This is a genomic window from uncultured Maribacter sp. (genome assembly GCF_947500985.1).
GTDB lineage: Bacteria > Bacteroidota > Bacteroidia > Flavobacteriales > Flavobacteriaceae > Maribacter.
This window is the reverse complement of record NZ_CANMTX010000002.1, coordinates 85,689-110,851: the sequence shown is the minus strand read 5'-3', so window position 1 is coordinate 110,851 and position 25,163 is coordinate 85,689. Positions and strand designations below refer to the sequence as shown.

Below are 25,163 nucleotides of genomic sequence, written 5' to 3'. Positions count from 1 at the left end.
AGCATAGCAAATGAATACTAAACTAAATAAGTCAGATTACATTTTACTTGGTATTATTCTGGGCGTAACATCAATATTTAATGTTTGGCAGTATTACACTTATGACAATGATCTGTTGGAGTACCTAATCGATATTCCTGCTTATATTTTGATGACCATCGTAGCAATAGTATTGTTCTTGTATTGGTTAATGCCAAACTATTTACTAGGTAAGCCAAACTATTTTGCATTAATCAGTTTGGCAATTTTGATATTAACCGCAACAGGATTTATTGAACTTCTTGCTGGTTATTGGTCATGTGAAAGGGATTGTAATGAATTTCCAATATGGCATAGAGCTATTCTTAACGGGCTTTTTGTAGGGGCAGACAATGTTGGTATTCCCTTTGGGATTTTGTTGACCAAGAAGTTTTACGAAAGCCAAACTCAAGTCGTAAAAATTCAAAAACAGCAGAAAGAGAATGAGCTTAAACTTTTACGTTCACAACTAGACCCTCACTTTCTTTTTAATAACCTAAACACTCTAGATGCATTAATAGATAGCGATACTATAAAGGCAAAAGAATATATTAATCGCTTGTCATTAATCTATAGATATTTAATACAGACAAAAGATGCTGAGGTAATGGAACTGTCTAAAGAAATGAATTTAGCAGAGAATTATATCTTCCTGATTCAAACACGGTTCGGTGATGATTATGATTTTCATGTGAATAAGAATATTGATTTTTCGAACAAATTTTTACCAACAGGCGCTGTACAGACATTGTTAGAAAATGTGGTAAAGCACAATAAGGTAAATGGGGAAAACAAAACACATGTTGTCATAGATATTGATGAAGATAGGTTAACTGTTATGAATCTAAAATCAAATTCTACGAAAACTAAGGACAGTTTGGGCACAGGTCTTCCAAACCTAAAAGCACGATACCAATTACTTTCTAAAGAGTTACCTCATATAGAGGATACTGAAGCAGAGTATAAAATTTCAATTCCGATAATTAAACTAAGCAACTAATTAGAAGCCTATGACACTTTTAATATTAGAAGATGAAATTCCTGCATATCAGAAATTGTTAAGCCACCTTAAAACATTTTTTGATGATGAAATAACAAGTCATTGGGCTAGGTCTATTGTAGAGGGCAAAACACTTTTAGCGTCAAATTCATACGACCTAATTTTGTCTGATATTAAGTTGCTTGATGGTATTTCTTTTGATTTGTTCAATGAGGTTGAGGTTACCTGTCCTATAATATTCTGCTCCGCTTATGATGATTATTTGTTTCAAGCCTTCAATACAAATGGTATTGCCTATATCTTAAAACCATATTCAAATACTGATTTTAAAAAAGCGCTAGAAAAATATCAATCGCTCTTTAAGCAGGGGAAATATGATAGTAAATTAAGTAGCGACACTTTTAAAGCGTTAAAATTGGCATTAAAAGAAGACCAAAATAACTATAAGAAACGGTTTGTTATAAAACGGTCTAATGGCATTCAGCTATTGAACACTTCTGAAATTAGTATGATAGAAGCTTCTGGAGATTTTTGTATTGCTACCGACCAAGAAGGCAAAAGGCACCCAATATCTCAAACTATTGGTAGTATAGTACAGCAGTTACCACCACAAAAGTTCTTTAGAATCAACCGTAGCGAAATTGTACATATAGATTTTATAGAACAGATAGAAAGTCACTTTAAAAATCGATTACTTATTACGATAAAAGGGTGTAAAGAAAAAGCAATGACCAGTACCTCTACCACTTCCGACTTTAGAAAGTGGTTAGAGTAATCTGATATTTAGTCGTTCAATTTCAATACTGCCATAAAAGCTTCTTGTGGCACCTCTACGTTACCTACTTGACGCATACGTTTTTTACCTTTCTTCTGTTTTTCAAGAAGTTTACGTTTACGAGAAATATCACCACCATAACATTTGGCGGTTACATCTTTACGTAAAGCTTTTGTAGTCTCTCTAGAGATGATTTTTGCACCAATAGCGGCTTGAATTGGAATATCAAACTGTTGTCTTGGTATCAGTTCTTTTAGTTTCGCACAAATCTTCTTACCAATATTTACGGCATTATCAGCATGTAGTAAAGCAGAAAGCGCATCTACTGGCTGTGCATTTAGCAAAATATCTACACGTACTAATTTAGAAGGTCTCATACCTATAGGCGTGTAATCGAAAGAGGCATACCCTTTAGAAACTGTTTTTAAACGATCATAAAAATCAAAAACAATTTCTGCCAAAGGCATGTCGAAATTAAGTTCAACACGCTCGGTGGTCAAATACGTTTGATTGGTAATTACGCCACGCTTTTCAATACATAAAGACATTACGTTACCTACAAAGTCAGCCTTTGTAATAATGGTAGCTTTTATATAAGGTTCTTTAACATGATCAATACTTGATGGGTCAGGTAAATCAGTTGGGTTGTTTACAACAATTGGGGTATCAGGGTTTTTACGAGTAAATGCATGGTAACTAACGTTAGGTACCGTAGTAATTACCGTCATATTAAACTCTCGTTCTAAACGCTCTTGAATAATTTCCATGTGTAGCATTCCTAAGAAACCACATCTAAATCCGAAACCTAGGGCAGCACTACTTTCTGGTGCAAATACAAGAGAAGCATCATTCAATTGTAGTTTTTCCATCGAAGCACGTAGCTCTTCAAACTCATCCGTATCAACAGGGTAAATACCCGCAAATACCATTGGTTTTACATCTTCAAATCCGCCAATCGCATTTTTGGTTGGGTTGGCCGCATCTGTTATAGTATCACCTACTTTAACTTCGCGCGCATCTTTTATACCTGTTATTAAATAACCAACATCACCAGCCTTTACACTTTTTTTAATCTCTTGTGTCAACTTCAAAGTACCAACCTCATCGGCATAATAGTCTTTGTCAGTTGCTACAAATTTTATTTTTTGGCCCTTTTTAATTTCGCCGTTTATAACTCTAAAATAGGTTTCAACACCTCTAAAAGGATTGTAAACAGAATCAAACACCAAAGCTTGTAGCGCTTCATCTGGGTTGCCCGTAGGAGCAGGAATACGCTCAATGATAGCTGCTAATATTTCTTCAATACCAATACCTGTCTTTGCAGATGCAGGTATTACTTCTTCTGCCTTACAACCTAAAAGATCAACGATATCATCTGTAACTTCTTCTGGGTTGGCACTTGGTAAATCCACCTTGTTTAAAACGGGTATGATTTCAAGGTCATTTTCTAAAGCTAAATACAAATTTGAAATAGTCTGTGCCTGAATGCTCTGTGCAGCATCTACAACCAATAAGGCACCTTCACAAGCAGCAATTGATCTAGAAACCTCATATGAGAAATCTACGTGACCAGGTGTGTCAATTAGATTTAAAATATATTCTTCACCCTTGTAGGTGTATTCCATTTGTATGGCATGACTTTTTATAGTGATACCACGCTCCCTTTCAAGATCCATACTATCTAGCAACTGTTCCTTTTTCTCTCGATCAGTAACAGAACCGGTAAACTCTAACAGTCTGTCTGCCAGGGTACTTTTACCATGGTCAATATGTGCAATAATGCAGAAATTTCTAATGTTTTTCATAGCGGTAACAGTAATAATAAAGCCAATTTATACCAGGATTCTTGCCCCGGCATTAAAGAGCAATTGCAAATATAATCTAATTTATAGCGCTAAGCTTGAGTGTAGTTACCTATTTATTGTTGTATAGATTGGTTTGGATTACATATATTGTAAAGGATTACAACGTTTTTTTAACTAGATTTGATTACCAACCCCGAGTCACCATTGAAACTACTAACAGTTATTTTATTCTTTTGCATAGGTATGTCCCATTTTGGGTATAGTCAAACCTTTGAATTAAAAGGAGAGGTTAAAGACCAATACCAAGAACCCGTCGCATTTGCGTCTGTATTTCTACTGACCGTTGCAGATTCTGTATTGGTTAAAGGAAGTTCTGCTGATGAAAATGGATCGTTTTTATTCTCTGATATTGCAGAGGGTCTCTATTTTTTAAAAGCGTCTTATGTAGGTCAAACTTCAGAAAATTTAGCTATTGAGATTTTAAAGGATACCAAAATCGGAGCTGTAATAATTGAGCAGCAAGCGGAGCAACTTAATGAGGTAACCGTTACAAGCAATAAACCCGTTGTGAAAAGGGAAGTTGACCGAATTGTTTTCAATGTCGAAAACACGGTTATTTCTCAGAATAGCTCTTGGGATATTCTTCGTCAAACACCAGGAGTCATTATGATGAATGATGAACTGAAAGTGAGAAATCAAGCAACTACAGTCTATATCAACAATCGTAAAGTTCAATTGTCTTCAGAAGAGGTAAGAAGTCTTTTAGAAAATTACCAAGGAGAGAATATAAAATCTGTTGAGGTTATTCATAATCCGCCCGCAAGTTATGATGCTGAGGGCGGGTCAATTTTAAATATCGTTACCAGTAAAAATGTATCTGTAGGGTATAAAGGCAATGTAAATGCTGGGTATACACAAGGGGTATTCCCTAAGTACAATTTTGGAACTTCTCACTTTTACAAGACTAAAAAGCTAAATGTAAACGCAAGCTATAATTACACACCCAAAAAGGAGTTCAAGAATACTTTGAGCAATACCAATTTTATGGATAATACCGGTATTACTTCTGTTTGGGATACAGATTTTGATCAAGTAATACGCACTAATACCCATAGTGCTGGGGTATCGGTAGATTATGAATTTGATGATAAGAACACGCTAAGCCTAACAAGCAACGCACAGTATCAACCAAAAAAGGATGCTGATTTTTTTCAGGAAACTACCATTAAAAACAGTGTTGGGGTTTTAGATTCAATTTTTACAACAAACAGTTTTTTAAGCGAACAAAAGCATAATGTTTCGGGCGACCTTACTTTTAAACATCAGTTTAAAGACCAAGGTAATTTAACTGTAAATGCACATTACACAAATTTTGATCTAGACCGAAATCAAGAAGTAAACTCAGATTATTTTCAACCTAGTGGCTTATTTCTTCGCGATTTTAATTTCTCCACCATTGCCGATCAGCAGATAGAAATAAAGACCGCTCAAATAGATTATACTGATTATTTAGGCAGTGTATTTTTTGAAACAGGGGCAAAAGGTTCTTTTATTGATTCTGAAAGTAGATTAGATTATTTTTTACAAAATAACGGTACGCAGTTTATACCCAATTTATCTGATGACTATACCTATGACGAAAGCGTGTATGCCGGTTATTTTAGCCTTTCTAAAGATTGGGATAAGTGGAGTATAAAAACAGGCTTACGTGCAGAACAAACAGAAAGCACAGGAGTGTCTGTAAATGTATCAAACATTAACGAGCTTAGTTATTTTGAACTTTTCCCTTCATTGTATATTCTGCACAATATAAATGACCACCATAGTCTATCTTTTGATTATGCCAGAAAGGTACAACGCCCTCGTTATGAAGATTTGAATCCGTTTAGAACCTATATTAATGAACGTAATTTTGAGGAAGGAAATCCTAATTTAAGACCTGGTTTTGGGCATAATTTCAACTTGAATTACACGCTGAATCAAGAATTCTTTTTTGACTTCTACTATCGTGATAATGGGAATTATATTTCTACACTTACTTTTCAGGATAATGATAATTTTGTAATGAGAGATAATACCCAAAATGTTTTGGAAAGCACGTCTTTTGGGTTGGATTTTACTTATGGTAAGTCAATCTCCAACAACTGGTATTTGTACAGTTATATTTCTATTTTTCATGAAGATGAAACATTTCTAGCGTTAGAAAGCAATGAGTTTTCTTCTAAGAATAAATATAATGGAGCGTATGTAGACCTTACTAATTATATAACTCTATCTAAAGATGGAACTTTTAAAGGCGAATTAGGATTGGTTTATATGTCAGGTTATTTAGAAGGATCATATCTTCAAGAAGATTTTACAAATTTAACTGTAGGATTAAGAAAATCATTCTTGAACAATAGAGCTGTATTGAGTATAAGTGCTAACGACATCCTAGGGCAGTATAATAGTTATTTTTCTTCTAATTACTTAAATCAGAATAACGGATTTATAATAAAGCCAGAAACCCAATATGTAAAGTTTGGCTTCACGTATAACTTTGGTAATTTCCGCTTAGAAGACAATCAACGTGATATAGATAAAATAGAGAGAGAACGTCTTGAATAATGCTAACTGTTTAACTATCAGAACCTTTATTTTTTATTAAGAAAAAATTAAGAATACTGTAAGATAATTCAATATTACTTTCCTACATTTAGGTGTTATACCTGCACTAAATGATTAAGAATTTCAATATAACACTTCTATTTTGTCTTACGTTTACCCTAGCGTTTACCCAAGATTTTATTATTAATGGTGTAGTAATAGATGACAATCAAAACCCTATTGTTTTAGCGAATGTAATATTGTTAACCGGCGAGGGTGAATTCATAAAAGGAACGGTCACAAATGACCAAGGTTTTTACGAGTTTAAAGCTGTTACTTCTAGCACTTATAACATAGTTGCCAGTTATATAGCAAATACTGTAGAGAGCTCTAATATTTCAGTTACAGAAAACATTGAAATGAAACCCTTAGTTCTTCAAAGCGCTCAAGAGTTAGATGAGGTTGTAGTCACTCAAAAAAAGCCGGTATTAGAACAATTAGCAGATCGGCATATCTTTAGCGTTGAAAACACCGCACTATCAGATGGTGATATTTGGGATGTTCTAAAACGTACTCCTGGTGTTATGGTAATGAATAATCGTTTATACATTAACGGTAGTCCTAATGTTAATGTGATGATTAATGGTAAGCTAGTGAACTTACCAGAAAGCGATATTATTAATTTACTTAGCGGTAGTTCAGCAAGTAATGTACAATCTATAGAAGTAATAACGAGTCCCCCTGCAAAATATAGTGCTGAAGGCGGATTGTTGATTGACATTAAAATGAAGAAAAACTTGGTTGCAGGGTATAATGGTGCTGTTTTTAATAGATATACGCAAGGAGTTTTACCAAAACATACTGTAGGTACAGATCACTTCTTTAAAGGTAAAAAGATAGATTTTTCAACGAATTATAGCTTTAGTCATGATAGAAATAGGACCAGATATTCTGATGTTACAACATTTTTTGAAGCCGGACAGGAAAGTGAGATTTGGACAGCAGAGCAAAAATCTATAACTAAGAAAAAAAGTCATAATCTAAACCTTTTTTTAGATATTGAATTAAATGATAAAAATGCGATTAGCCTTTCTTCCACCTCAAGTTTTTCGCCCAATGGCAATACCTTATATACTTCTACGACCGATTTAGAAAATACCGATGCAGATTTAATAGCGCGTTTACAAGGTCTCAATATATTAAACGATGATACCTATAACTCGTCTAACTATTTAGACTGGGTGCATAAGTTGAATGATAAAGGAGCAGAAATTGCAACAAATACACATTTTACATATTATGATTCTAAAGATAGTCAAGAATTAAATAATGATATTGTAGAGGGTTTTACCGATAATACTTCTGAGAATACCTTGAATGTAGAATCAGACCAAATCATAAATCTTTTCAGTGTCCAAACAGACCTTACGTTACCATTGTCAGAACAGTCGACTATGGAGACAGGATTGAGATTTGCAAATATAAACTCTGAGTCGAGTATTCTTCAATTCGGTTTTGATGAAACCTTTGAAGGCATTAACCCTACTGAATCTGGTATTTTTAATTACGACGAACAAATTTATGCAGGGTATGTCAGTCTTAGCAACAGTTGGGAAAAATGGAAGTTGAATGTAGGTCTTAGAGCGGAATATACAGATACAAAGGGAGATTTAGATGTTTTATCACTGATGAACACGACTTCTTATTTTGATTTGTTCCCAAACCTGTCAATGTCTTATACGAAAGACAAAAATGCTTTCATGGTAAAATACTACAGGCGAATTACCCGGGCTAGATATAGCAGTATTAACCCTTTTCAATATTATCTTTCGGCAAATTCTATCTATGAAGGAAATCCTAATTTAAAACCAGCTTATAATACTTACGTAGAAGTCGATTATGTATTTGATAAAGACTTTAAGTTTGCCTTATTTACCAGTATAAAATCAGATGAACAAGTACAACAATTTATTCAAGATAATACAAGCAATATCCTTAAAGCACAATATTTAAATTTAGAAACTAATTATAGTTTTGGTGCCGATGTAAGTGTGTCTAAATATTTTACTTCGTACTGGTACTCTTATTTTTTGGTAAGCCAATATTATAATCAAAATAAGTTTATTGATATAGCAACAGATGCAACTATAGAGAATTCTATTTGGACAACATATATACGAGCTAATAACTATTTCACATTATTAAAAGATGAATCGTTGTATGCAGACATGGCATTCACCTATATTTCTCCATATGTTAAAGGTAATGCTAGTAATAGAGCATATAGTAAATTAGGTGTAAATTTTAGAAAGACTTTTTGGAATAAAGATGCTAGTGTTTCAATAGGAATAGAAGATATTTTTAATAACGGAAATACCTTTTCTACAAGAAACTACCTTGACCAAAATAATACTACAAGTACTAGATCTGAAAGTCGATTATTTGTATTTGGTTTTAGATATAAGTTCGGAAACACTAAAATTCGCGGTAATTCTAAAAGTAAGAATACAGACGAAAATAAGCGATTATAACATTTTCTATGATAGCATAGCACCGCATATACCAAGACTTATTAGGCAATAAACGCCGGCTAAAATCATAAAGACCTTACCCGCTTTTTTCTTTTTATAATAAAACAAAATCGCCCCAATTATGATGAACAATATTGCGGGACCGAACATTACTAGAAACAAAAATGTAGCAAGACCATCAAGATTACCAACTTCTAAAATCATAGCATTTCGTTTTGTAGTTCCTTTAAGCGTTCAATTTTATCATCTCGGTAAAAGAGGTTCATAGTCTCGAACGGAATAATTTTATAGTCTTTATTTACAATGTGCACACATGATTTTTTAATGGCACGCACATCAAAGTTATGGGCATCTATAAATTGCATAATAATGATGCGAAACAAGTTATCATACCCAAGCTCAGGCGCATCAATTTCTGGTAAGCAGCACATAATACTCTTTAGGTTTTCAGAAGCTTTTTCAACGGAGTTTCCAGTACTGAACAACTCGATCATTTTACCATGTAGCTGTTCATCTTGCTCATAGATAATGGTGTTTTTTCCTTCGTTCAACAAATCATCAGGATTTATAAAACGCGTTAACGGATTCACCTCATCTTCTAATTTTAATGCATAAGCCATAACCAAAGCATCTGGGTTACAGGGCACTGGTATTAAATCATCAGACTCAAAAATGGGGGACTGTTCTAATATCTTTCTACGTACTTCTGTTAAGGTGATACGGTTTTCATCCACTTCGAAGTTTTCTAACCGCCCAGCAATTTGTGTGGGCTGAAAAGTAACTCCGCGTATACATTTTTGCTTCAAAGCAAAATCTATAGTGCTTCCCATTTCGTGGTCGTTCAATCCTTTTTGTAGCACAACCACTAAAGTGGTAGAAAGATTTAATTTGTTAAGATGTTCAAGGGCTTGTAAACGAACATCCGCAAGGTCTGCGCCTCTTAAAGTTCGTAGCACTTTGTTATCCAAAGAATCAAATTGTAAATACACTTCAAAATCTGGAGCATAGGTAGCTAATCGTTTAGCAAATTCAAAATCCTTTGCAATTTTTATTCCGTTGGTATTCAACATTAAATGCCGAATTGGCAGTGACTTTGCGTAATCTAGTATTTTAAAAAAATCGGGGTGTATGGTAGGTTCACCACCACTAAGCTGCACCACATCTGGTTCACCTTCGTTTTTTACAATGACGTCGAGCATTTTCTTTATTTCCTCTAGTGATCTATGTCTACCATAAGTAGGCGAAGAACCAGCATAACAGGTAGGGCAAGTAAGGTTACAACGATCTGTCAGTTCTATAACCGTAAGACAAGAATGCTGCTCATGGTCAGGGCAAAGTCCGCAATCGTATGGGCAACCATAATGCGTTTGTGTATTGAATGTTTTAGGGTATTCAGAAGCCTTATTATAGTTTCTAATATTCTTGTAATACTCAATATCATCAGCTATAAGCACCTTAGATCTACCGTGCTCTTTACAATTTTTAAGCATGTACACCTTTTCATTTTCAAAAACGATTTTAGCATCTACCCGTCGTAAACATTCTGGGCAAAGGCTTAAAGTGAAATCATAATACGTATAGTTTTTTTCGGACATATGTAATTCCCTGAAGGATGAATTTATAGTAGTAAACCAAACAAATTAAACATAATATTTGAATGCTGCTTAGACCAAGGGTATAATAACTGTTAGGTTTTAGAAACTCGATACAGAAACGAAGGGAGAAATAACTGACCATAAAGAGCTTAAAAAGATCTCCGTTTTTAAAAGTAATATTCGATTTTTGAAATCTACGGATGATAATAAAAAGCACCATTAAAAACACCACTTCATACAACGCAATAGGATGCCTTTGAATACCATCACCTAAGTCCATTCCTGTAAATAACGTTGTTTCTTTTCCATAGGTAAACTCTTTAATACCCGCTAAAAAGCAGCCAATTCTTCCAATGATAATCCCTAAGATGATGGGTAATGTAAACAGGTCTCCAGAAGAGTGTTTCTCGCCGATAACCTTTTTGGCAAGCTCGACACCTAATAGACCACCAAAGAGTCCGCCCATTATAGTTTTGTTATTCAGATTGTATAGCCAATCTTCTTGAATATGCGCCACGGGGTTTTCAAAAAAAGCAACTACGCGTGAGAGAAACAAAGCACCAAAGACGGCACCTATTATAATAGAAAGCCGGTTGTTAGATGAAATGACATCAGCACTATTTTTCCGTAACAAAACATAATATCTGAATCCGATAAAGAACGCTAGGTATTCTAGAATGAGGTGGATATTTAACTTTATACCAAACACAACAGGCTCAAAAGGAAGCGAGACGATAAGAAGTGTATTGTTCATAAAGTAATTGGCAAGAGAATTAAGTGATAAAATGTCAGTCTGAGGGCAGCCGAAGACCAATTTAGTTACTAATTTACGTCCTTTCTACAAACAAGTATTTCAGTCCTCAACAATCCCTTTCAAAATGACACAATTTATCCAAAAGGGGTAGTAATGCCCTTCCCGTATTTTTATATAACTTTGCAACCCAAAATTAAAATACGCCAGTGCCCAAAATAGGAGACATACAACTGCCTGATTTCCCGTTGCTTTTAGCACCGATGGAAGATGTGAGCGACCCACCATTTAGAGCCCTTTGCAAAGAGCAAGGTGCCGATGTGGTATACACAGAATTTATTTCTTCGGAAGGATTAATTCGTGATGCTGCAAAGAGTGTCATGAAGTTAGATATTTACGAAAAAGAACGCCCAGTAGGTATTCAAATATTTGGTGCCAATCTAGATAGCATGTTGCAGTCTGTTGAGATTGTAGAAAAGTCTAAACCAGATATTATAGATATTAATTTTGGTTGTCCTGTTAAGAAAGTAGTCTCAAGAGGAGCAGGAGCCGGAATTCTAAAAGATATCGATCTAATGGTTTCTTTGACCGAGGCAATGGTAGAACATAGCAATTTGCCCATTACGGTAAAAACTAGACTGGGTTGGGATGATAGCTCTATTAAAATTGTTGAGGTTGCAGAGCGTTTACAAGATGTAGGCTGTGCCGCAATTGCTATTCATGGTAGAACCCGTGCACAAATGTATAAAGGTAATGCAGATTGGAATCCTATTAGAGACGTTAAGAACAACCCAAGAATGCATATACCTGTATTTGGTAACGGTGATGTAAATTCACCGGAAACAGCCATGAAAATGCGTGATGAATACGGATTAGATGGTGCAATGATAGGTCGTGCAAGCATAGGTTACCCTTGGATATTTAGGGAAATAAAGCACTTTTTTGAAACAGGAACACACTTAGCTCCACCTACCATGGCAGAACGCGTAGAAGCTGCTCGACGTCACTTGCAGATGTCAATAGACTGGAAGGGCGAAATACTAGGGGTCTTTGAAACCCGTAGGCATTATACCAACTATTTTAAGGGTATCCCTAATTTTAAGGAATATCGTATGAAAATGGTAACCAGTGATGATTCAGCATCGGTATTTGCCGCTTTTGATGAGGTATTGCAAAAATTTGGAGATCACGAATTTGTAAATCCTTAAGTTTTATTCGGAATTAAAGTACCCTTAAAACTTTAGCAGCTTTACTTGTTTCATAACCTGTACTGTATTTTCTTTCGCCAGATGTTTCATTGTAATTAAGTTTATAATTAGCATAAAGTTTGGCAAAATCAATTTGAGCTTGTTTTACGGTACTTGATTTAAATTTGACATCGGCAGCTTGTTGTAAATAGCTGTTTGCTGTATTAAAATTCTCGGTCATTAAAGACATTTGGTATAGGTTCATTAGAATACCCCCTCTAATTTTTGCGATTTTTTTATCACCGGTATCCTCATACTTGGGTAAGAAACCTTTCCAATAGGCAATATGTTCTTCCATCTTAGATTTGCTAGCTCTTGCATCTATCAAGGTAGAAAACTTAGCTTCAGAAAGTTGCGACATTGCCGTAAGTTGCTCTTTGGATTCATCGGATAAATCACTGTTTTTCTTATCTTTTATATAATAGAAGTTGGTATAGGTTTTCTCCATATTATTGTCGTAAATACCTTGAATGGTATTCACAATCTTATTTATAAAAGTTTTGCCTAGTTTTTTGTCCAAGAACATTTCAACCATATACGGACTAATATCTGGCACGGCACGACCGCTTTCTAGCATCAGATATTTTTCTTTCTCATCTTCCTTGAAATTGATAGTTGTCGGTATTTTGTTTCCCCTTACATCAACTTGTGGTAAAAGGGGTATTTGCCATAATTGTGTTAGTTTTTCGTTGTAATAGAAAAGTAGTTTTACGCTCTTATTATCCTTCGGAGATATATTAATGCTGTAAGTGTCACCTGATACAGGTGCAATAGTTCCAGTAACTTCTAGATCGTTTTCTGAAATACCGTTAATGGCAAAGAACAGATCCGGTGATTGATCACCGGTAATTTCCTTAAAATCTTCGAGTTGAAGTGCTTTTTTAAACTCACTTTTAGTGAAGTTCAACACTTCTTCAGGTCCTAATATGACCTCAGCCAAATAGGTTTCACTTTGTTTTGGAGCTAGTTGTTCTGCATAATTGGGCAGGTAAACGTTATATGCCTTAGACTTTAAAGATTGCGCCTGTATTTGAAAATGAAAAAGTACGATTGCTGTTAATGCGATGATTTTCTTGAACATTACTTTGATATTTTAGGTTTATTTGCCTTGATAGAATGTATTGTACTTGTCGCTGTATTCGGGTTTTACCGTATTTTCTCCTGGTGAAAAAAGAATCGCTTTTCGTTGCATTTTAAATTGAGCTTTCTTTTTTCCGTCAGACATATAAGAACTTAAACCTCCGCGACTGCTAAAAGAAGTACCTAAATCATATTGAGCAATTGCTTTTTTGAAATCTTCTAAGAGAGAGTAAAAGGAACCTAAATTACCATGTACAAATACTTTATAATCATCATTTTCTTTGTAATCTTCAGAATCTATTAGAGATGTAAATTTTTCAATTAAACTTTGTACTTCTTCATTTCTACTGCTTCTGGCTTTAAGACCGGTATCTATGTTCTTTAAATTTCTTATGGCTTCGGTAAGTGAATTTACCTCGTCTGCAGAATTCATTTTTTTGGTTTTCTTAAGTTTGATAAAAGCCATATTTTTCTTGCCATAAGATAATTGTGCCCTGCGTATAAAACCTTGATATGCATTATGAACCGTAACTAGTACATTGTCATTAGCGTCATAAGCTACATTTTTACTTTTGTTAACGGCTACAATGGCAAAATCTTTACCATTAAGCTTGCTTACAATTTCGCCTACTTTATCATTAAAGATTAAAGAGTCTTTGGCAATGGTATTTCCGTCATATTTAGCATTGTAACTAGCGGTAAAATTTGCGTAGACATCATAAATAGTGTCAGTCTCGCCTTTCTTATAGTAGAGTTCGATATTACTACTTTTTAAATTGTAAAAAATAGTATTTGATTTAATACTTTTTCGTTCATCATATTTTTGAAGTACACTTAGCGGATTGCTATAATTTTTATAATTTGGATGATAGGTAGGGCGCTTATGATTGAAGTTGTCAATGGTCACTATTTCGCCACGGTAGTCTTTCATGGTAATGCTACCTGATTTTAAATCATGGTCCATTTTGTAATAAGTCACACCAGAAGGTGCAGGGGAGAACGGGTAACTGAATTCGCGCATTTTTTCATAAAATCCGCTTGCTTTTTGAGCGTTGGAGTTAAAAATGAAACCTATTAAAAAAAGGGATAGATAAATAAATTTGGAGTGATCTTTTAAAATCTTCATTGGTTAGTTACTTAGTGTGGTAGAAGATAATAAAATAAAAATGAAGCGCTTGTTCAGCTTAAAAGCAAGGTCACTTATAAATCAACCAATTTCTTATTGATCCTACTGCTAGCTATTTTAGAAGCAATTACGCCCAATACTAAAATGGTTGCCAGCACTATGACAATATTGATGAATTCAAATTTTACTGGGTAAGCTAACGACGGGGTAATTTTCAACCAACTAAAAGCAAGTTGAGACCATACGATCAGCACACCTAGTAACACACCAATTAATCCGCCAAAACCTGTTACCAATATACCCTGAACAAAATAGATTCTGCGCAATTCTTTAATCGTTGTACCAAGACTGTATAGTGTTTTTGAATTCTGTTGCTTATCTAATATCATCATAATGATTGCGCCTACTACATTAAAAAGCGCAATTATAAGCACCAAGGTAAAGATGAGGTATGTAGCAACATTTTCAGTATTCAGCATTTTATACAACGTACTGTTCAGTTGTTGTCTATTTTTCAATTGCACATTAGAACCTAGAATAGACTGAATTTCTGAACGTACAGCACTTGGTTCTACACCTTCATCCATTTTAAAGTTGATTCCAGATACAGTAAGTGAGTCTTTTTCAAGTAAAGCTTGCGTTAAACGTAAATCTGCAAACACGTATTTATTATCCAAATCTGCCTCAACGGCATAAACACCGCCAATAACCATAGGTAGTTGATTGTATAGCGTTGATGTGTTCATAGTTTGTGAAAGAGAGCCTTTACCAGGTTTAAAGGCATAAATCTGCATTGGGCTACGAAACTGGTTGATGGTTACACCTAAAATATTGGCTATGCCTAAACCTGTAACTACTTGGGAATCATTAATGGTCCAATCGCCAATGTAGAGTGTACTGTCAACACCGGTTACTTTGGTGTAATTACTATTGATACCTTTAATGTATGCAATATGATTTTTACCTCGGTGTTCAAGAGAGACTTTTTCTTCTAGTTCTTTAGCGTAAAATGCGAGTCCGTCTACAGACTGTAAACGTTGTTCTTGTTCTGGGGATAGTGTAAATATCTTTCCGGTTGCCGGTAAAGCCTTTAGTTGAGGGTCGAAAGATTCGGTAAATGAAAGGCTAAAAGTTTTTAATCCGGCGAAAGCCGAAAGCACAATAAAAAGTGCTGCAGAGCCAATAACTATAACTAAAAAGGTAATAAAATTAATGATGTTGACCGCGTTCTGTGTGCTTTTAGAACGCACATACCTTTTAGCTATATAGAGAGGAAAATTCAACCGATCAGGACTTTTTACGTTTAGGTAACAAATCTCTATTTTCTATTGGGTTCTCTTCGCGTTTTAATGACTTTTCAATATTCTCAATATAATCTAAGGAATCATCTAGGTAAAAAAGTAACTCAGGCACTCTACGTAATTGGTTACGTGTGCGTTGAGAAAGCTCATGTTTAATAAGCGGTTGGTTAGATTTTATACCCTCCATTAATTCACCTGCTTTATCGTTTGGAAATATACTTAAGTAAATTTTCGCGATAGATAAATCAGTAGTTACAGCAACTTTAGACACTGATATTAGGGTATTACGTAATCCGCCATCAATGGCAGCCTTTTGTAGAATATCTACAATATCTTTCTGAATGACCCCAGCTATTTTACGTTGTCTTTGCGTTTCCATACTGCAAAAATACATAGAAATTGTATCTTAACCCCTATATGATGTACACTGAAGCAAATAAGGCATGAAAAAGATTGAACATTTAGGTATAGCGGTGAAGAGCATGGAAGATTCTAATGCGCTTTTCGAGAAATTATTGGGTGTTGCTCCCTATAAACAAGAAGAAGTAGCGTCTGAAGGCGTAATGACTTCTTTCTTTCAAAACGGACCTAATAAGATAGAGCTTTTGGCTGCCACAGAACCAGACGGACCTATTGCCAAATTCTTAGAAAAAAAAGGTGAGGGGATACATCATGTTGCATTTGAAGTAGAAGATATTGTTGCAGAAATGGTACGGCTAAAGAAAGAGGGCTTCACTTTATTAAATGAAAAACCCATAAAAGGAGCTGATAACAAGCTAGTAGCCTTCGTTCATCCAAAGACTGCAAATGGGGTGTTGGTAGAGTTGTGTCAAGAAATTAGAGAGTAATGATTTACTTTATTTAATCTTTCGAACGAGAATGGTTCTCGATACAAAATTCTGAAAATAGAATTTCACTCGAACTGACATTGATGCTAACGTTTGCTGAAATAATGTTGAGATGCCATACTGAGCGCAGTCGAAGTGTCTAGTAAGTTAGCACCTTTCACTTAGACATTTAACAATTACTCATTTAGTACAAATAAACTATTCCACGAACTATGCATAAAAATCTTGTGTCGATTAAAAATAAGTAGTAATATTGCATCCGCAATTTGCGGGTTTTGTAATACAGCTGGTATGAGCACCGGTCTTACTGATTTTAATCAGAATACGTATTTCAAAATTATAACCGGTCCTATAGCTCAGCTGGTTAGAGCACCTGACTCATAATCAGGTGGTCCCTGGTTCGAGTCCAGGTGGGACCACACATAAAACTCCTTTTAAATCTAATGATTTAAAAGGAGTTTTTTTATTTAGTTTCATGTCTTCACAGAAATAGGTACTAGAAAGTAGTGAAGACGACTTTTAAAAAAGTATTACTTAGATTTCAACAATCAGAAAATCATTTCCTCAACAACACACCTATTAGATTACATAATCAGAAATTAACATTTCTTTTAACACAATCTTTCTTGGTTAGATGTACCTAGCTCTTTACTATTTCTTAATTTACTAGTTCAAACAAACTAATTCGAAAAATGACTACAAAAAACTCTTGGTACAAGGCGGCGTTGCTGACCTTTGTACTAGCCATTTCGTGCATATCTGTGACGATGGCGCAAACCGTACCTTCACCAGAAGATGTTTATGGTTTTAAGGTAGGTACCGACTACAAACTGGCAGACTACAGCCAAATTGAAGACTACCTTTCTCAATTAGATGCATCTTCAGAGCGTGTAAAAAAAGTAGAAATAGGGACTACTGTACTTGGTAGAAAAATGTACATTCTATTTATTTCTAGTGAAGACAATCTTAAGGATTTAGATAAGTGGAAAGACATTAGCACTAAACTTGCCCGAGTACAAGTTTCTAATGATGAAGCCATGAAATTGTCTGAAGAAGGTAAAGCTGTGGTTTGGATTGATGGCGGTATGCACTCTACTGAATTGGCGCATGGGCAAATGACTTCTGAATTTGCATATACTTTGGCTACTTCTGAAACTACGGAAATAAAGAAAATCAGGGAGAATGTTATTACGATATTGATGCCTGTAATGAATCCTGATGGGTTGGATATTGTTGTAGACTGGTACAAGAAGAACTTAGGTACCGCTTATGAAACATCAAGACCTCCAATTTTATATCACTACTACATGGGTCACGATAATAACCGTGATTGGTTCATGAATACCATGCCAGAGACGTATAATGTTACAAAGATATTGTATAATGAGTGGTATCCGCAGATTGTGTATAACCACCATCAATCTTCTCCATCTTGGACAAAAATATCTTTACCACCATATGCAGATCCAGTAAACCCAAGAATTCACCCAGCAATTACCGCAGGTGTTAGTGAGGTAGGTTCAGCAATGACCAAAAGATTTTCACTTGAGAATATGCCAGGTGCTATTGCCGATAATTTTTATACGATGTTCTGGAACGGTGGCGGGCGTACAGTGCCTTATTACCATAACATGATCGGAATCTTAACAGAAGTTGGTCATACTTCTCCAACACCAAGATTTTATGATCCAGAGAAATTACCTAAAACTGTTGCGGGTGGTACCCCAACCGATGGTACGGATATTATGTATCCGGATCCATGGAAAGGTGGTGAGTCTCACTTTCGTGATGCGGTAGATTATATGTTGACTGCGACTTGGGCAACCTTAGATTTGGCAGCGGATCGTAAGAGCAACTACTTGTACAATATCTACAAAATGGGAGCTTCGGCAATCGAGAAGTCGAAAGAAGAAGGTCCGTTTGCATACGTAATCGGTAATAATCAATGGGATGCTTTCGAGTCTGTAAACTTGGTAAATGTATTGCTTAAAGGAGGAATCGAAATAGAAAAAACCACTAAGAGTTTTGAACTTAACGGTAAGAAATACGAGAAAGGTGCCTATGTAATTTACACGGCACAAGCATTTAGACCGTATTTGATGGATCTAATGGAAAAGCAAAATTACCCAACACGTTTTCAATATCCTGGTGGACCACCAGATACTCCGTATGACTTAGCAGGTTGGACACTACCAATGCAAATGGGCATCACCGTAGATAAAATAGCAGAACCTTTTGAGGTAGCTACAGAAAAGGTGTTGGATTCAGCTCCTTATTATGAAGGTGAAGTAAAAGGGAATGCATCTTACGGGTATTTGTTAAGCGCCAACAGTAATGCATCGGTTATAGTAACCAACAAAGTATTAAATGCCGGCGGTACTGCTTATAAAACGAAAGCATCGTTTAAATCGGGGAAATCAACATATCCGGCAGGTGCTTATATTGTTTCTGGAGGTAGTGCTTCAGTAGAAGAGTTAGCAGCTGAATATGGCTTAGAAGTAACAGGATTATCCGCAGAACCAAAAGTAGAAATGACAAAGGTCCACGCACCAAAAGTAGGCTTGTACAAATCTTGGGTTTCTAATATGGATGAAGGTTGGACACGTTTTATCATGGATGAATATTCGTTTGAAACAGATACGCTTCATGATACAGATATTCAAACAAAAGATTTATCGCAGTATGATGTATTGATAATACCATCGCAACGACCAAAGTCCATATTACATGGTAATTCTCCATTAAAAATGCCAGAGAAGTTTACAGGTGGTATTGGTCTAGAAGGATCTGTAGCCTTAAGTAATTATGTAAAAAATGGCGGCACATTATTGGCTTTCGATGAAGCTAGTAACTATGTAATAGAGCAATTTGGTTTGCCGTTGAAAGATGCTACCGAAGGTACGGATAGTAATGAATTCTTTATTCCAGGTTCATTGATAAAAACAGGTATAGACACCACACATCCGTTAGCATTTGGTATGCAAGACACAGTAGCGGTATCTTTTAATAAGAGTCGTGCATTTGTAATTGATAAGCAATCTAAAAAAGGAGAAGGCGGTACAGAGGATATTAAAGATGCGCCGGCACCAAATGTTGAGGTCATTGCCAATTATGCACCTAAAGATTTATTGATGAGTGGTTGGGCAATGGGTGAGAAAAAGTACATTGCAAAAAAGCCAGCTATGGTAAAAGCAACATACGGAAAAGGATCCGTTGTTTTGTTTGCTTTTAGACCGCAGTTTAGAGCGCAACCAAGAGGAACGTACAAACTTATTTTCAATTCCATTTTTGAAGGAGCTTCAGAGTAATTGAAGAAGTATAGGCATAGTAATGTATTTGAAAAATACTAACCTATGTTAAAACTTAGAAAATTGATATTTTTTGAATGATAGAAAGCAGCCTTTTAAGGCTGCTTTCTTGGTTTTTAGGTAATTTCTATGCAATAAGATGCTATCAATTTTTAAAAACTGATTTTTGTATTTCCTAATAAAATGTTAAATTGATACTGCCCTTAATATTAGTATACTAAAGTTCCCCCAGAATAGATTAGTGTTACTATTTATTATTGGGCTTTTTTTATTATTAAAGACAACCCAAAGGTTCTTGGCTCTAATTACCTCATTCAAGTAAAAACATCAAAAGCTACGTTCAAGAAAACCTACTGAATTAGCAGCGTAACATTGAAAATTCTAAAAATTCAATTAACTTTAAAAGGTAAATGTCCTATCAGGATATTTAACGGCACAGAATTCAAAGAATAGTATTAAATTAGGCAAGCACTATATAAAATGCATTTGTAAATAATGGCAAAGATTGAAATTAAAGGTTCCCCCGAAGAGCTAGAAAGAGTAGCTACTTTTTTAGCAAACAATAATGTGAAATTTGATATCGTAAATGACTACGGTAATCACTCTCTAGATGATTTAGATAAGTATGAGCATTTAAAAACTAGGTTCTCTGACCCAGTGCCAGAAAAATAACCCAGATCCATGAAAGGCTTACAACAAATAAAATCTGAAATTGAACTGTTGACTAGTTCTAATAACAAAACCGAACTAGAAGTAGTAGATGCATTACATAAGTATTACTTCAATAAAGCGGTAACGGCAGAAATCAAACTTTATAAGAAGAAAAAGAAAAAGGTAGCTCAAATAACCAAAGATCTTAAAATTAGTCATCGTAGATTCTACAAAATCTTGGAAGATAAAAAGGTAGAATTTACCAAATACAACAAGTCTAAGGAAGAAGTGGAAGAGTAGATTTTCTTTTGGCAGATCCATTCGCTATAATTAATAAAAAATGAGAGTTATAAAGTACATGCAAGTATTTCTTATTTCTACTTGGATGTCTCAAGCTGCCTATTCTCAAAAAGTAGTAGTAAAAACTCAGACACAAATCACAGTCAATATTGAATGCAATGATGATGGTTGTTTTGGTAGTTATTATGGCAAAGAATTTATAGATGGTTCAGATGTAGCTCATCAGTTCTCTAACACCATGTCGGCTAAAGTAGGGGGTAAATTAAAGGAGCTCTATTCTAAAGAGAAATACGTAAAAGTAAATTTTGAAAATATAGAGATGTCTACCAAGGGAATGGGTTCTGGTATGGTGAGGTATGAGCTGAAGATTCCGTTTGTTACGGTGGCTACAAAATGTGATGCCTATACATCTTTTGATCATGTTGGTGGCTGGAATCATACACCATCTTTACCCAGAAGAAAGAAGGAATTAAGTTCTCTTTTAATATCCGGCGAGTCTTTAGATATCAGTAAGCTAAAAACAACCAATGAAGGACTACAGGAATATTGGATTCAATGGAAGAACAAGACTACACAACATAACTGTAATCAGAATTAAAACCAAACCATATGGCATTTAACAAAAGGGAGTTAGTAATTGCATCGCCTTTTTTTATAATTGCCGTGAATTTTGCGGTTGCTTTTGGCTTTGGTGAATTTATGGGAAAATGGGCATTTATACCCATGATTCTTATAGGTTGGGCACTTTGGATTTTCTTTATTTTTAAATATGGAGGAAAAGAATCAATTATCAATTGGTTAAAGAAAACGAAGGGAGCTTTTGGTTGGAAATTATTTGCAGTATTTGTCGGATTGATTCCGTTACCGCTTTTTCTAATGCACTACCAATTGTTAGATCATTGGACCATTTGGTTACCCTGGATGCTACTTGCATTATTTAATCCCTTTATTGAAGAATTCTATTGGCGCGGACTATTGTTAGATTATACAAAAACATGGTCTAATTGGGCTTCTGTTTTGTTTACAGGAATACTGTTTGCAATTAATCATGCAGCATTCGGAGTCAACTCCGCGGTCAATAGCGGATTTGAATTGGTAATCTCTACCTTAATTATGGGTGTCGTTTGGGCATGGGTTTATAAGAAAACGAATAGCCTACGTTGGACTATCTTCTCTCATTTTTTAGTGGATTTTCTTGGCGTTTCAGCGGCAGCTTTCTTAGATTTATATGAGAAAGGAAACTGGTGATAAAATTTTAATGATAAGAGTATGAATAAAGAATCACTCTCTAAATTAAGTAACGAAGAACTACTAAAAAAGCATACAGCAGCAAAAACTATGGTGTGGCTTTTGGCGATAGGTTTAACTGGAGTTTTACTCTTTTTTATCTATGTTTCTATTCAAGATGGATTTACTCCGTTATTGGCAGTTCCGTTAGCGTTATCAACAATTATACCTTTGAATGTAAAGAATATGAATGTGCTGAAAAAGGAGTTAGATTCCAGAAAATAGGAACAAAATTATAGCCAAGTAATTAGAAAAATAACATTAAATATTATGAGAAAAATATTATCAATTGTTGGAATGGTCATAGCGATAATTGAAATAGCATATAGTTTTGTTGGAGACAGTGATACAGGTCAATTTTTTGGAATTGATATGAATATTTGGGTTTTCCGTTTACTTTGGCTTGCCTTATTTGGAGTGGTATTTAACGGATTCCTTAAAGAAAGTAAGAATCCACAATAACGATATAATTTGAACAATAATACTGTTTTGAGTCTATCTGTAAGATTAGGGTGGTAAAATAGTGTTGTTTTGTTTGTAAAATTAAAATTTCCGTAATCAATCACCAAATACTTCGACTCACATATTACATGAAAAAGCGAAAATTTAAAATCAGTGATATTGTATTTGTGGTATTCATTCTGTTGTTGATAATTCCGCAGACAAGAACGCCAATTCAGGTAGCCGTCAATAAACTGAAAGTAGCTGTTTGGTCACCAAGTGTAGAAAATGAAGAAAATCAAGATCAAGTAACTCCGTTTCAATATGCAGTAACTAATTTACAAGGCGATACCAAGAGTATTTCTGTAGGTAAAGGCAAGGTTACTTTTATCAGTTATTGGGCAACTTGGTGTCCGCCTTGTATTGCAGAATTACCAGTAATTCAAGATTTGTATAAAGACTACGGAGATAAAGTCAATTTTATATTATTAACCCAAGAAGAGCCAGATAAAGTACAGCGGTTTATTGATAAAAAAGAATATGAATTACCTATCTATTTTCCGCAAATGCAAGCTCCAGAAGTGTTACAAGAAAATAGTATCCCCACTAATTATGTCATTGGTGCTACAGGAAAGATCATCATAAAAGAAACAGGTGCCGCAGATTGGAACAGTAAAAAAATACGCAATCTGTTAGATGATTTAGTTTTAAATTATTCTGAATAGATAAGTTGTTTTTTAATACAAGCCGCCATAAAATCTTTTTTGGTTAACGCTTTTTCCGCAAAATCAAAAAGGCTTAAGCAACGGTCTAAGTTCTGATTCTCGTACATTACTTTGAAATACTTGTTATTGTTCAAGTAGTCGGTCAATGCACGTAATCCATGAATAAATGGCATAAAAACGGCACCTAAGGGTAAGCTGTCTTTATCTTCGGTCGTTAAAAATGAACTATTAACAGCTAAGCCATCAACAAAAGCTTTAAACAATGATTCATCAAAGTTTATCAATTTGTGGTTCTGCTCATCTTCAGGTGCATTGTTAACTACAGTTCTAATGGCATCACCAAAATCATAGAAGAAATAGCCTTTCATAATAGTATCAAGATCAATAAGGCACAATGCTTTTTTTGTCGATTTAGAGAATAAGATATTATTAAGCTTGGTATCATTATGGCAAATTCTAGTGGGTAAATTACTAGTATTTAAATATTGAAGCTCTTTAAGAAGTGACTGTGCCTTTTTAATGGCGCCATCGGCAATTTCTTTTTTTTGTGCATCGGCATTCTGCAGTGTTTCTTGAAATTCTAGAGTTCTAAAATCTAAATTATGAAACTTGGGTAGGGTATCATTAAATAATGCCGTATCTGAATATTGCAAGAGCTGATGAAATTTGCCAATAACGCGTCCCGCTTCAAAGGCAGTTGAGGTTTTGGTTGTTGTATCGTAAGTGGTACTATTGGGTATGTAGGTCATCATGCGCCAGAAATTATTATCCTGAATATGATGATTATTTCCAGTAGTTGTATTCAGAAAAGTAATTTGGCTATAATTGTCTGCTTTAAGAGCGGGTAAAGCAAATTGAATATTATCCATCAGAATACTAGCATTTTTAAAAACTTGGGTATTTATCTTTTGAAGAATATACTGTTGACCATCCTCTTCCGTAACCAAGTACGTGTCATTAATGAGTCCGCTGGTTAAGGGCGTCCATTGCAAAGAACTTCCATTAAGGTTGAATTCAGAAAGTATTTTTCGGATGGATTCTTTAGTCATTTTTTAGCGCTACGATTCATTGGTTAAAGGTATTGAAACTTAGGCATTTTTTTGAGGAATAGTTATGAGAGTATTAAAGCCTAATTAATAAGAATTTTCTTTATTTTATGCAGTTGGCCTAATAATAATACGATTTGTGAAATAATGCAGTTAGTATCATAACCTATCAAATTTCCCCCAATTATGATTACGATTAAAACCTACTTAAAAGTTTCAGTACTGTTTTTAACATCAACGTATGTTCAGGCCCAATGCGAAGTTTTTAAAAGTGAGATTAGCGATGTGCAAACTTACATGCAGCAAGTAAGCACTCTTTCAGATTCTTTGAGTACCGCCGTTGAAATTGCTTCTTTTGACGCCTCTATAAGTACCGCGCGAAAAAATACCAAAACAGCAATGCTTTTAATGGGGCAGGCAGTTAATGCTGCAGATGAAGCAGTAATTTTAGCTTCAGAAGCGCAATACGATTCTCAAACCTGTGGTTTAGAAGAAACCATGAGTTATACTATCGATGCCGAAAGACATACTATAGATTCTCGCGATTTTTCTACCGAAGCTTTTGAAAATGTAAAAAATGCTGCAAAGGCAAACAACTTAGGTAACTTACAATTTTATATGCGTAAAGCACAGCGTTTAATGAAAGAAGCGCAAGATTCGGCAGATTCAGCAGTGTACGCGGCAGATAATGCGCATTACAGTTGTAGTCATGACGTTGCACATCTTAGTTTTGAGAACTAGG

Annotated in this window: 24 protein-coding genes and 1 tRNA gene; 16 read left to right on the top strand and 9 right to left on the bottom strand. The window is 34.9% G+C overall.

Annotated features, from left to right (window positions below; translation table 11 throughout):
* The first annotated feature begins 10 nt into the window (after nucleotides 1-10).
* Complete coding sequence (locus Q0871_RS04120; RefSeq protein WP_299318208.1) at nucleotides 11-1,018, top strand: sensor histidine kinase; 1,008 nt, start codon at nucleotides 11-13, stop codon at nucleotides 1,016-1,018.
* Between the two features lie 10 nt (nucleotides 1,019-1,028).
* On the top strand, nucleotides 1,029-1,793 hold the full coding sequence (locus tag Q0871_RS04115; protein ID WP_299318205.1) for a LytTR family DNA-binding domain-containing protein: 765 nt from the start codon (nucleotides 1,029-1,031) through the stop codon (nucleotides 1,791-1,793).
* A gap of 8 nt (nucleotides 1,794-1,801) precedes the next feature.
* Here Q0871_RS04115 and lepA read toward each other — a convergent pair whose 3' ends face one another.
* A complete protein-coding gene (gene lepA, locus Q0871_RS04110; protein ID WP_299318203.1) occupies nucleotides 1,802-3,598 on the bottom strand; it encodes a translation elongation factor 4 in 1,797 nt (598 codons plus the stop codon).
* A 204-nt stretch (nucleotides 3,599-3,802) separates the two neighbouring features.
* On the opposite strand from lepA, the gene Q0871_RS04105 reads away from it, so the two are divergent.
* Both Q0871_RS04105 and Q0871_RS04100 read left to right on the top strand, forming a co-directional pair.
* Complete coding sequence (locus Q0871_RS04105) at nucleotides 3,803-6,205, top strand: outer membrane beta-barrel family protein (RefSeq protein ID WP_299318201.1); 2,403 nt, start codon at nucleotides 3,803-3,805, stop codon at nucleotides 6,203-6,205.
* A 110-nt stretch (nucleotides 6,206-6,315) separates the two neighbouring features.
* Nucleotides 6,316-8,715 carry an outer membrane beta-barrel protein gene (locus Q0871_RS04100; protein WP_299318199.1) on the top strand — a complete coding sequence of 800 codons (2,400 nt, stop codon included), beginning with the start codon at nucleotides 6,316-6,318 and terminating at the stop codon, nucleotides 8,713-8,715.
* A gap of 6 nt (nucleotides 8,716-8,721) precedes the next feature.
* Here the strand turns inward: Q0871_RS04100 and Q0871_RS04095 are convergent, their stop codons facing one another.
* The 3 genes from Q0871_RS04095 to Q0871_RS04085 are packed head-to-tail and all read right to left on the bottom strand — an operon-like array spanning nucleotide 8,722 to nucleotide 11,064.
* Nucleotides 8,722-8,919, bottom strand: coding sequence for a hypothetical protein (locus Q0871_RS04095; protein WP_299318196.1), 198 nt, complete (start codon nucleotides 8,917-8,919; stop codon nucleotides 8,722-8,724).
* Nucleotides 8,916-10,310 carry a radical SAM protein gene (locus Q0871_RS04090; protein WP_299318193.1) on the bottom strand — a complete coding sequence of 465 codons (1,395 nt, stop codon included), beginning with the start codon at nucleotides 10,308-10,310 and terminating at the stop codon, nucleotides 8,916-8,918. The genes Q0871_RS04095 and Q0871_RS04090 overlap by 4 nt, the downstream gene beginning before the upstream one ends.
* Nucleotides 10,282-11,064, bottom strand: coding sequence for a prolipoprotein diacylglyceryl transferase family protein (locus Q0871_RS04085; protein WP_299318190.1), 783 nt, complete (start codon nucleotides 11,062-11,064; stop codon nucleotides 10,282-10,284). The genes Q0871_RS04090 and Q0871_RS04085 overlap by 29 nt, the downstream gene beginning before the upstream one ends.
* A 206-nt stretch (nucleotides 11,065-11,270) precedes the next feature.
* Between Q0871_RS04085 and dusB the strand changes: the two genes are divergently transcribed.
* Nucleotides 11,271-12,269 (top strand): tRNA dihydrouridine synthase DusB, encoded by a 999-nt coding sequence (gene dusB / locus Q0871_RS04080; protein WP_299318187.1) that lies wholly within the window; start codon nucleotides 11,271-11,273, stop codon nucleotides 12,267-12,269.
* A gap of 13 nt (nucleotides 12,270-12,282) precedes the next feature.
* Here dusB and Q0871_RS04075 read toward each other — a convergent pair whose 3' ends face one another.
* The 4 genes from Q0871_RS04075 to rbfA form a co-directional block, all read right to left on the bottom strand.
* Complete coding sequence (locus Q0871_RS04075; RefSeq protein WP_299318185.1) at nucleotides 12,283-13,389, bottom strand: hypothetical protein; 1,107 nt, start codon at nucleotides 13,387-13,389, stop codon at nucleotides 12,283-12,285.
* Between the two features lie 18 nt (nucleotides 13,390-13,407).
* Entirely contained in the window at nucleotides 13,408-14,514 is a 1,107-nt protein-coding gene (locus Q0871_RS04070) for a hypothetical protein (protein ID WP_299318182.1), read from the bottom strand.
* Between the two features lie 74 nt (nucleotides 14,515-14,588).
* On the bottom strand, nucleotides 14,589-15,797 hold the full coding sequence (locus tag Q0871_RS04065; protein WP_299318180.1) for an FtsX-like permease family protein: 1,209 nt from the start codon (nucleotides 15,795-15,797) through the stop codon (nucleotides 14,589-14,591).
* Nucleotides 15,798-15,801: 4 nt separating this feature from the next.
* Nucleotides 15,802-16,194: a 30S ribosome-binding factor RbfA gene (gene rbfA / locus Q0871_RS04060; protein ID WP_027065546.1), complete on the bottom strand. Its 393-nt coding sequence runs from the start codon at nucleotides 16,192-16,194 to the stop codon at nucleotides 15,802-15,804.
* Between the two features lie 64 nt (nucleotides 16,195-16,258).
* On the opposite strand from rbfA, the gene mce reads away from it, so the two are divergent.
* From mce to Q0871_RS04010, 10 genes are all read left to right on the top strand, one after another.
* Entirely contained in the window at nucleotides 16,259-16,663 is a 405-nt protein-coding gene (gene mce / locus Q0871_RS04055; protein WP_299318176.1) for a methylmalonyl-CoA epimerase, read from the top strand.
* Between the two features lie 345 nt (nucleotides 16,664-17,008).
* Nucleotides 17,009-17,082: transfer RNA gene (locus Q0871_RS04050), tRNA-Ile, on the top strand.
* Between the two features lie 273 nt (nucleotides 17,083-17,355).
* Nucleotides 17,356-19,971 (top strand): M14 metallopeptidase family protein, encoded by a 2,616-nt coding sequence (locus Q0871_RS04045; RefSeq protein ID WP_299318174.1) that lies wholly within the window; start codon nucleotides 17,356-17,358, stop codon nucleotides 19,969-19,971.
* Nucleotides 19,972-20,466: 495 nt separating this feature from the next.
* Nucleotides 20,467-20,643 (top strand): hypothetical protein, encoded by a 177-nt coding sequence (locus Q0871_RS04040; RefSeq protein ID WP_299318171.1) that lies wholly within the window; start codon nucleotides 20,467-20,469, stop codon nucleotides 20,641-20,643.
* A gap of 9 nt (nucleotides 20,644-20,652) precedes the next feature.
* The gene (locus Q0871_RS04035) at nucleotides 20,653-20,922 is read left to right on the top strand and encodes a hypothetical protein (RefSeq protein WP_299318169.1); all 270 of its coding nucleotides are present in this window, start codon (nucleotides 20,653-20,655) and stop codon (nucleotides 20,920-20,922) included.
* 40 nt (nucleotides 20,923-20,962) lie between these two features.
* The gene (locus tag Q0871_RS04030) at nucleotides 20,963-21,520 is read left to right on the top strand and encodes a hypothetical protein (RefSeq protein ID WP_299318166.1); all 558 of its coding nucleotides are present in this window, start codon (nucleotides 20,963-20,965) and stop codon (nucleotides 21,518-21,520) included.
* Nucleotides 21,521-21,531: 11 nt separating this feature from the next.
* Nucleotides 21,532-22,170, top strand: coding sequence for a CPBP family intramembrane glutamic endopeptidase (locus Q0871_RS04025; RefSeq protein WP_299318163.1), 639 nt, complete (start codon nucleotides 21,532-21,534; stop codon nucleotides 22,168-22,170).
* A 21-nt stretch (nucleotides 22,171-22,191) separates the two neighbouring features.
* The gene (locus Q0871_RS04020) at nucleotides 22,192-22,434 is read left to right on the top strand and encodes a hypothetical protein (protein WP_299318161.1); all 243 of its coding nucleotides are present in this window, start codon (nucleotides 22,192-22,194) and stop codon (nucleotides 22,432-22,434) included.
* 45 nt (nucleotides 22,435-22,479) lie between these two features.
* Nucleotides 22,480-22,671 (top strand): hypothetical protein, encoded by a 192-nt coding sequence (locus Q0871_RS04015; protein WP_299318159.1) that lies wholly within the window; start codon nucleotides 22,480-22,482, stop codon nucleotides 22,669-22,671.
* A 128-nt stretch (nucleotides 22,672-22,799) separates the two neighbouring features.
* Nucleotides 22,800-23,375 (top strand): TlpA disulfide reductase family protein, encoded by a 576-nt coding sequence (locus Q0871_RS04010; protein WP_299318156.1) that lies wholly within the window; start codon nucleotides 22,800-22,802, stop codon nucleotides 23,373-23,375.
* Here the strand turns inward: Q0871_RS04010 and Q0871_RS04005 are convergent.
* Nucleotides 23,363-24,424, bottom strand: coding sequence for a phosphotransferase enzyme family protein (locus Q0871_RS04005; RefSeq protein WP_299318154.1), 1,062 nt, complete (start codon nucleotides 24,422-24,424; stop codon nucleotides 23,363-23,365). The two genes, Q0871_RS04010 and Q0871_RS04005, sit on opposite strands and share 13 nt — an antisense overlap.
* 183 nt (nucleotides 24,425-24,607) lie before the next feature.
* Here Q0871_RS04005 and Q0871_RS04000 point away from each other — a divergent pair, with 183 nt between their 5' ends.
* On the top strand, nucleotides 24,608-25,162 hold the full coding sequence (locus Q0871_RS04000; RefSeq protein WP_299318151.1) for a hypothetical protein: 555 nt from the start codon (nucleotides 24,608-24,610) through the stop codon (nucleotides 25,160-25,162).
* The last annotated feature ends 1 nt before the right edge of the window (nucleotide 25,163 follow it).

What these genes read in the sequence shown, in the direction of transcription:
- Q0871_RS04120 (WP_299318208.1), top strand. Translation starts at nt 11, where the DNA reads ATGAATACTAAACTAAATAAGTCAGATTACATTTTACTTGGTATTATT.
- Q0871_RS04115 (WP_299318205.1), top strand. Translation starts at nt 1,029, where the DNA reads ATGACACTTTTAATATTAGAAGATGAAATTCCTGCATATCAGAAATTG.
- lepA (WP_299318203.1), bottom strand. Translation starts at nt 3,598, where the DNA reads ATGAAAAACATTAGAAATTTCTGCATTATTGCACATATTGACCATGGT.
- Q0871_RS04100 (WP_299318199.1), top strand. Translation starts at nt 6,316, where the DNA reads ATGATTAAGAATTTCAATATAACACTTCTATTTTGTCTTACGTTTACC.
- Q0871_RS04095 (WP_299318196.1), bottom strand. Translation starts at nt 8,919, where the DNA reads ATGATTTTAGAAGTTGGTAATCTTGATGGTCTTGCTACATTTTTGTTT.
- Q0871_RS04090 (WP_299318193.1), bottom strand. Translation starts at nt 10,310, where the DNA reads ATGTCCGAAAAAAACTATACGTATTATGATTTCACTTTAAGCCTTTGC.
- Q0871_RS04085 (WP_299318190.1), bottom strand. Translation starts at nt 11,064, where the DNA reads ATGAACAATACACTTCTTATCGTCTCGCTTCCTTTTGAGCCTGTTGTG.
- Q0871_RS04075 (WP_299318185.1), bottom strand. Translation starts at nt 13,389, where the DNA reads ATGTTCAAGAAAATCATCGCATTAACAGCAATCGTACTTTTTCATTTT.
- Q0871_RS04070 (WP_299318182.1), bottom strand. Translation starts at nt 14,514, where the DNA reads ATGAAGATTTTAAAAGATCACTCCAAATTTATTTATCTATCCCTTTTT.
- rbfA (WP_027065546.1), bottom strand. Translation starts at nt 16,194, where the DNA reads ATGGAAACGCAAAGACAACGTAAAATAGCTGGGGTCATTCAGAAAGAT.
- mce (WP_299318176.1), top strand. Translation starts at nt 16,259, where the DNA reads ATGAAAAAGATTGAACATTTAGGTATAGCGGTGAAGAGCATGGAAGAT.
- Q0871_RS04045 (WP_299318174.1), top strand. Translation starts at nt 17,356, where the DNA reads ATGACTACAAAAAACTCTTGGTACAAGGCGGCGTTGCTGACCTTTGTA.
- Q0871_RS04040 (WP_299318171.1), top strand. Translation starts at nt 20,467, where the DNA reads ATGGCAAAGATTGAAATTAAAGGTTCCCCCGAAGAGCTAGAAAGAGTA.
- Q0871_RS04035 (WP_299318169.1), top strand. Translation starts at nt 20,653, where the DNA reads ATGAAAGGCTTACAACAAATAAAATCTGAAATTGAACTGTTGACTAGT.
- Q0871_RS04030 (WP_299318166.1), top strand. Translation starts at nt 20,963, where the DNA reads ATGAGAGTTATAAAGTACATGCAAGTATTTCTTATTTCTACTTGGATG.
- Q0871_RS04025 (WP_299318163.1), top strand. Translation starts at nt 21,532, where the DNA reads ATGGCATTTAACAAAAGGGAGTTAGTAATTGCATCGCCTTTTTTTATA.
- Q0871_RS04020 (WP_299318161.1), top strand. Translation starts at nt 22,192, where the DNA reads ATGAATAAAGAATCACTCTCTAAATTAAGTAACGAAGAACTACTAAAA.
- Q0871_RS04015 (WP_299318159.1), top strand. Translation starts at nt 22,480, where the DNA reads ATGAGAAAAATATTATCAATTGTTGGAATGGTCATAGCGATAATTGAA.
- Q0871_RS04010 (WP_299318156.1), top strand. Translation starts at nt 22,800, where the DNA reads ATGAAAAAGCGAAAATTTAAAATCAGTGATATTGTATTTGTGGTATTC.
- Q0871_RS04005 (WP_299318154.1), bottom strand. Translation starts at nt 24,424, where the DNA reads ATGACTAAAGAATCCATCCGAAAAATACTTTCTGAATTCAACCTTAAT.
- Q0871_RS04000 (WP_299318151.1), top strand. Translation starts at nt 24,608, where the DNA reads ATGATTACGATTAAAACCTACTTAAAAGTTTCAGTACTGTTTTTAACA.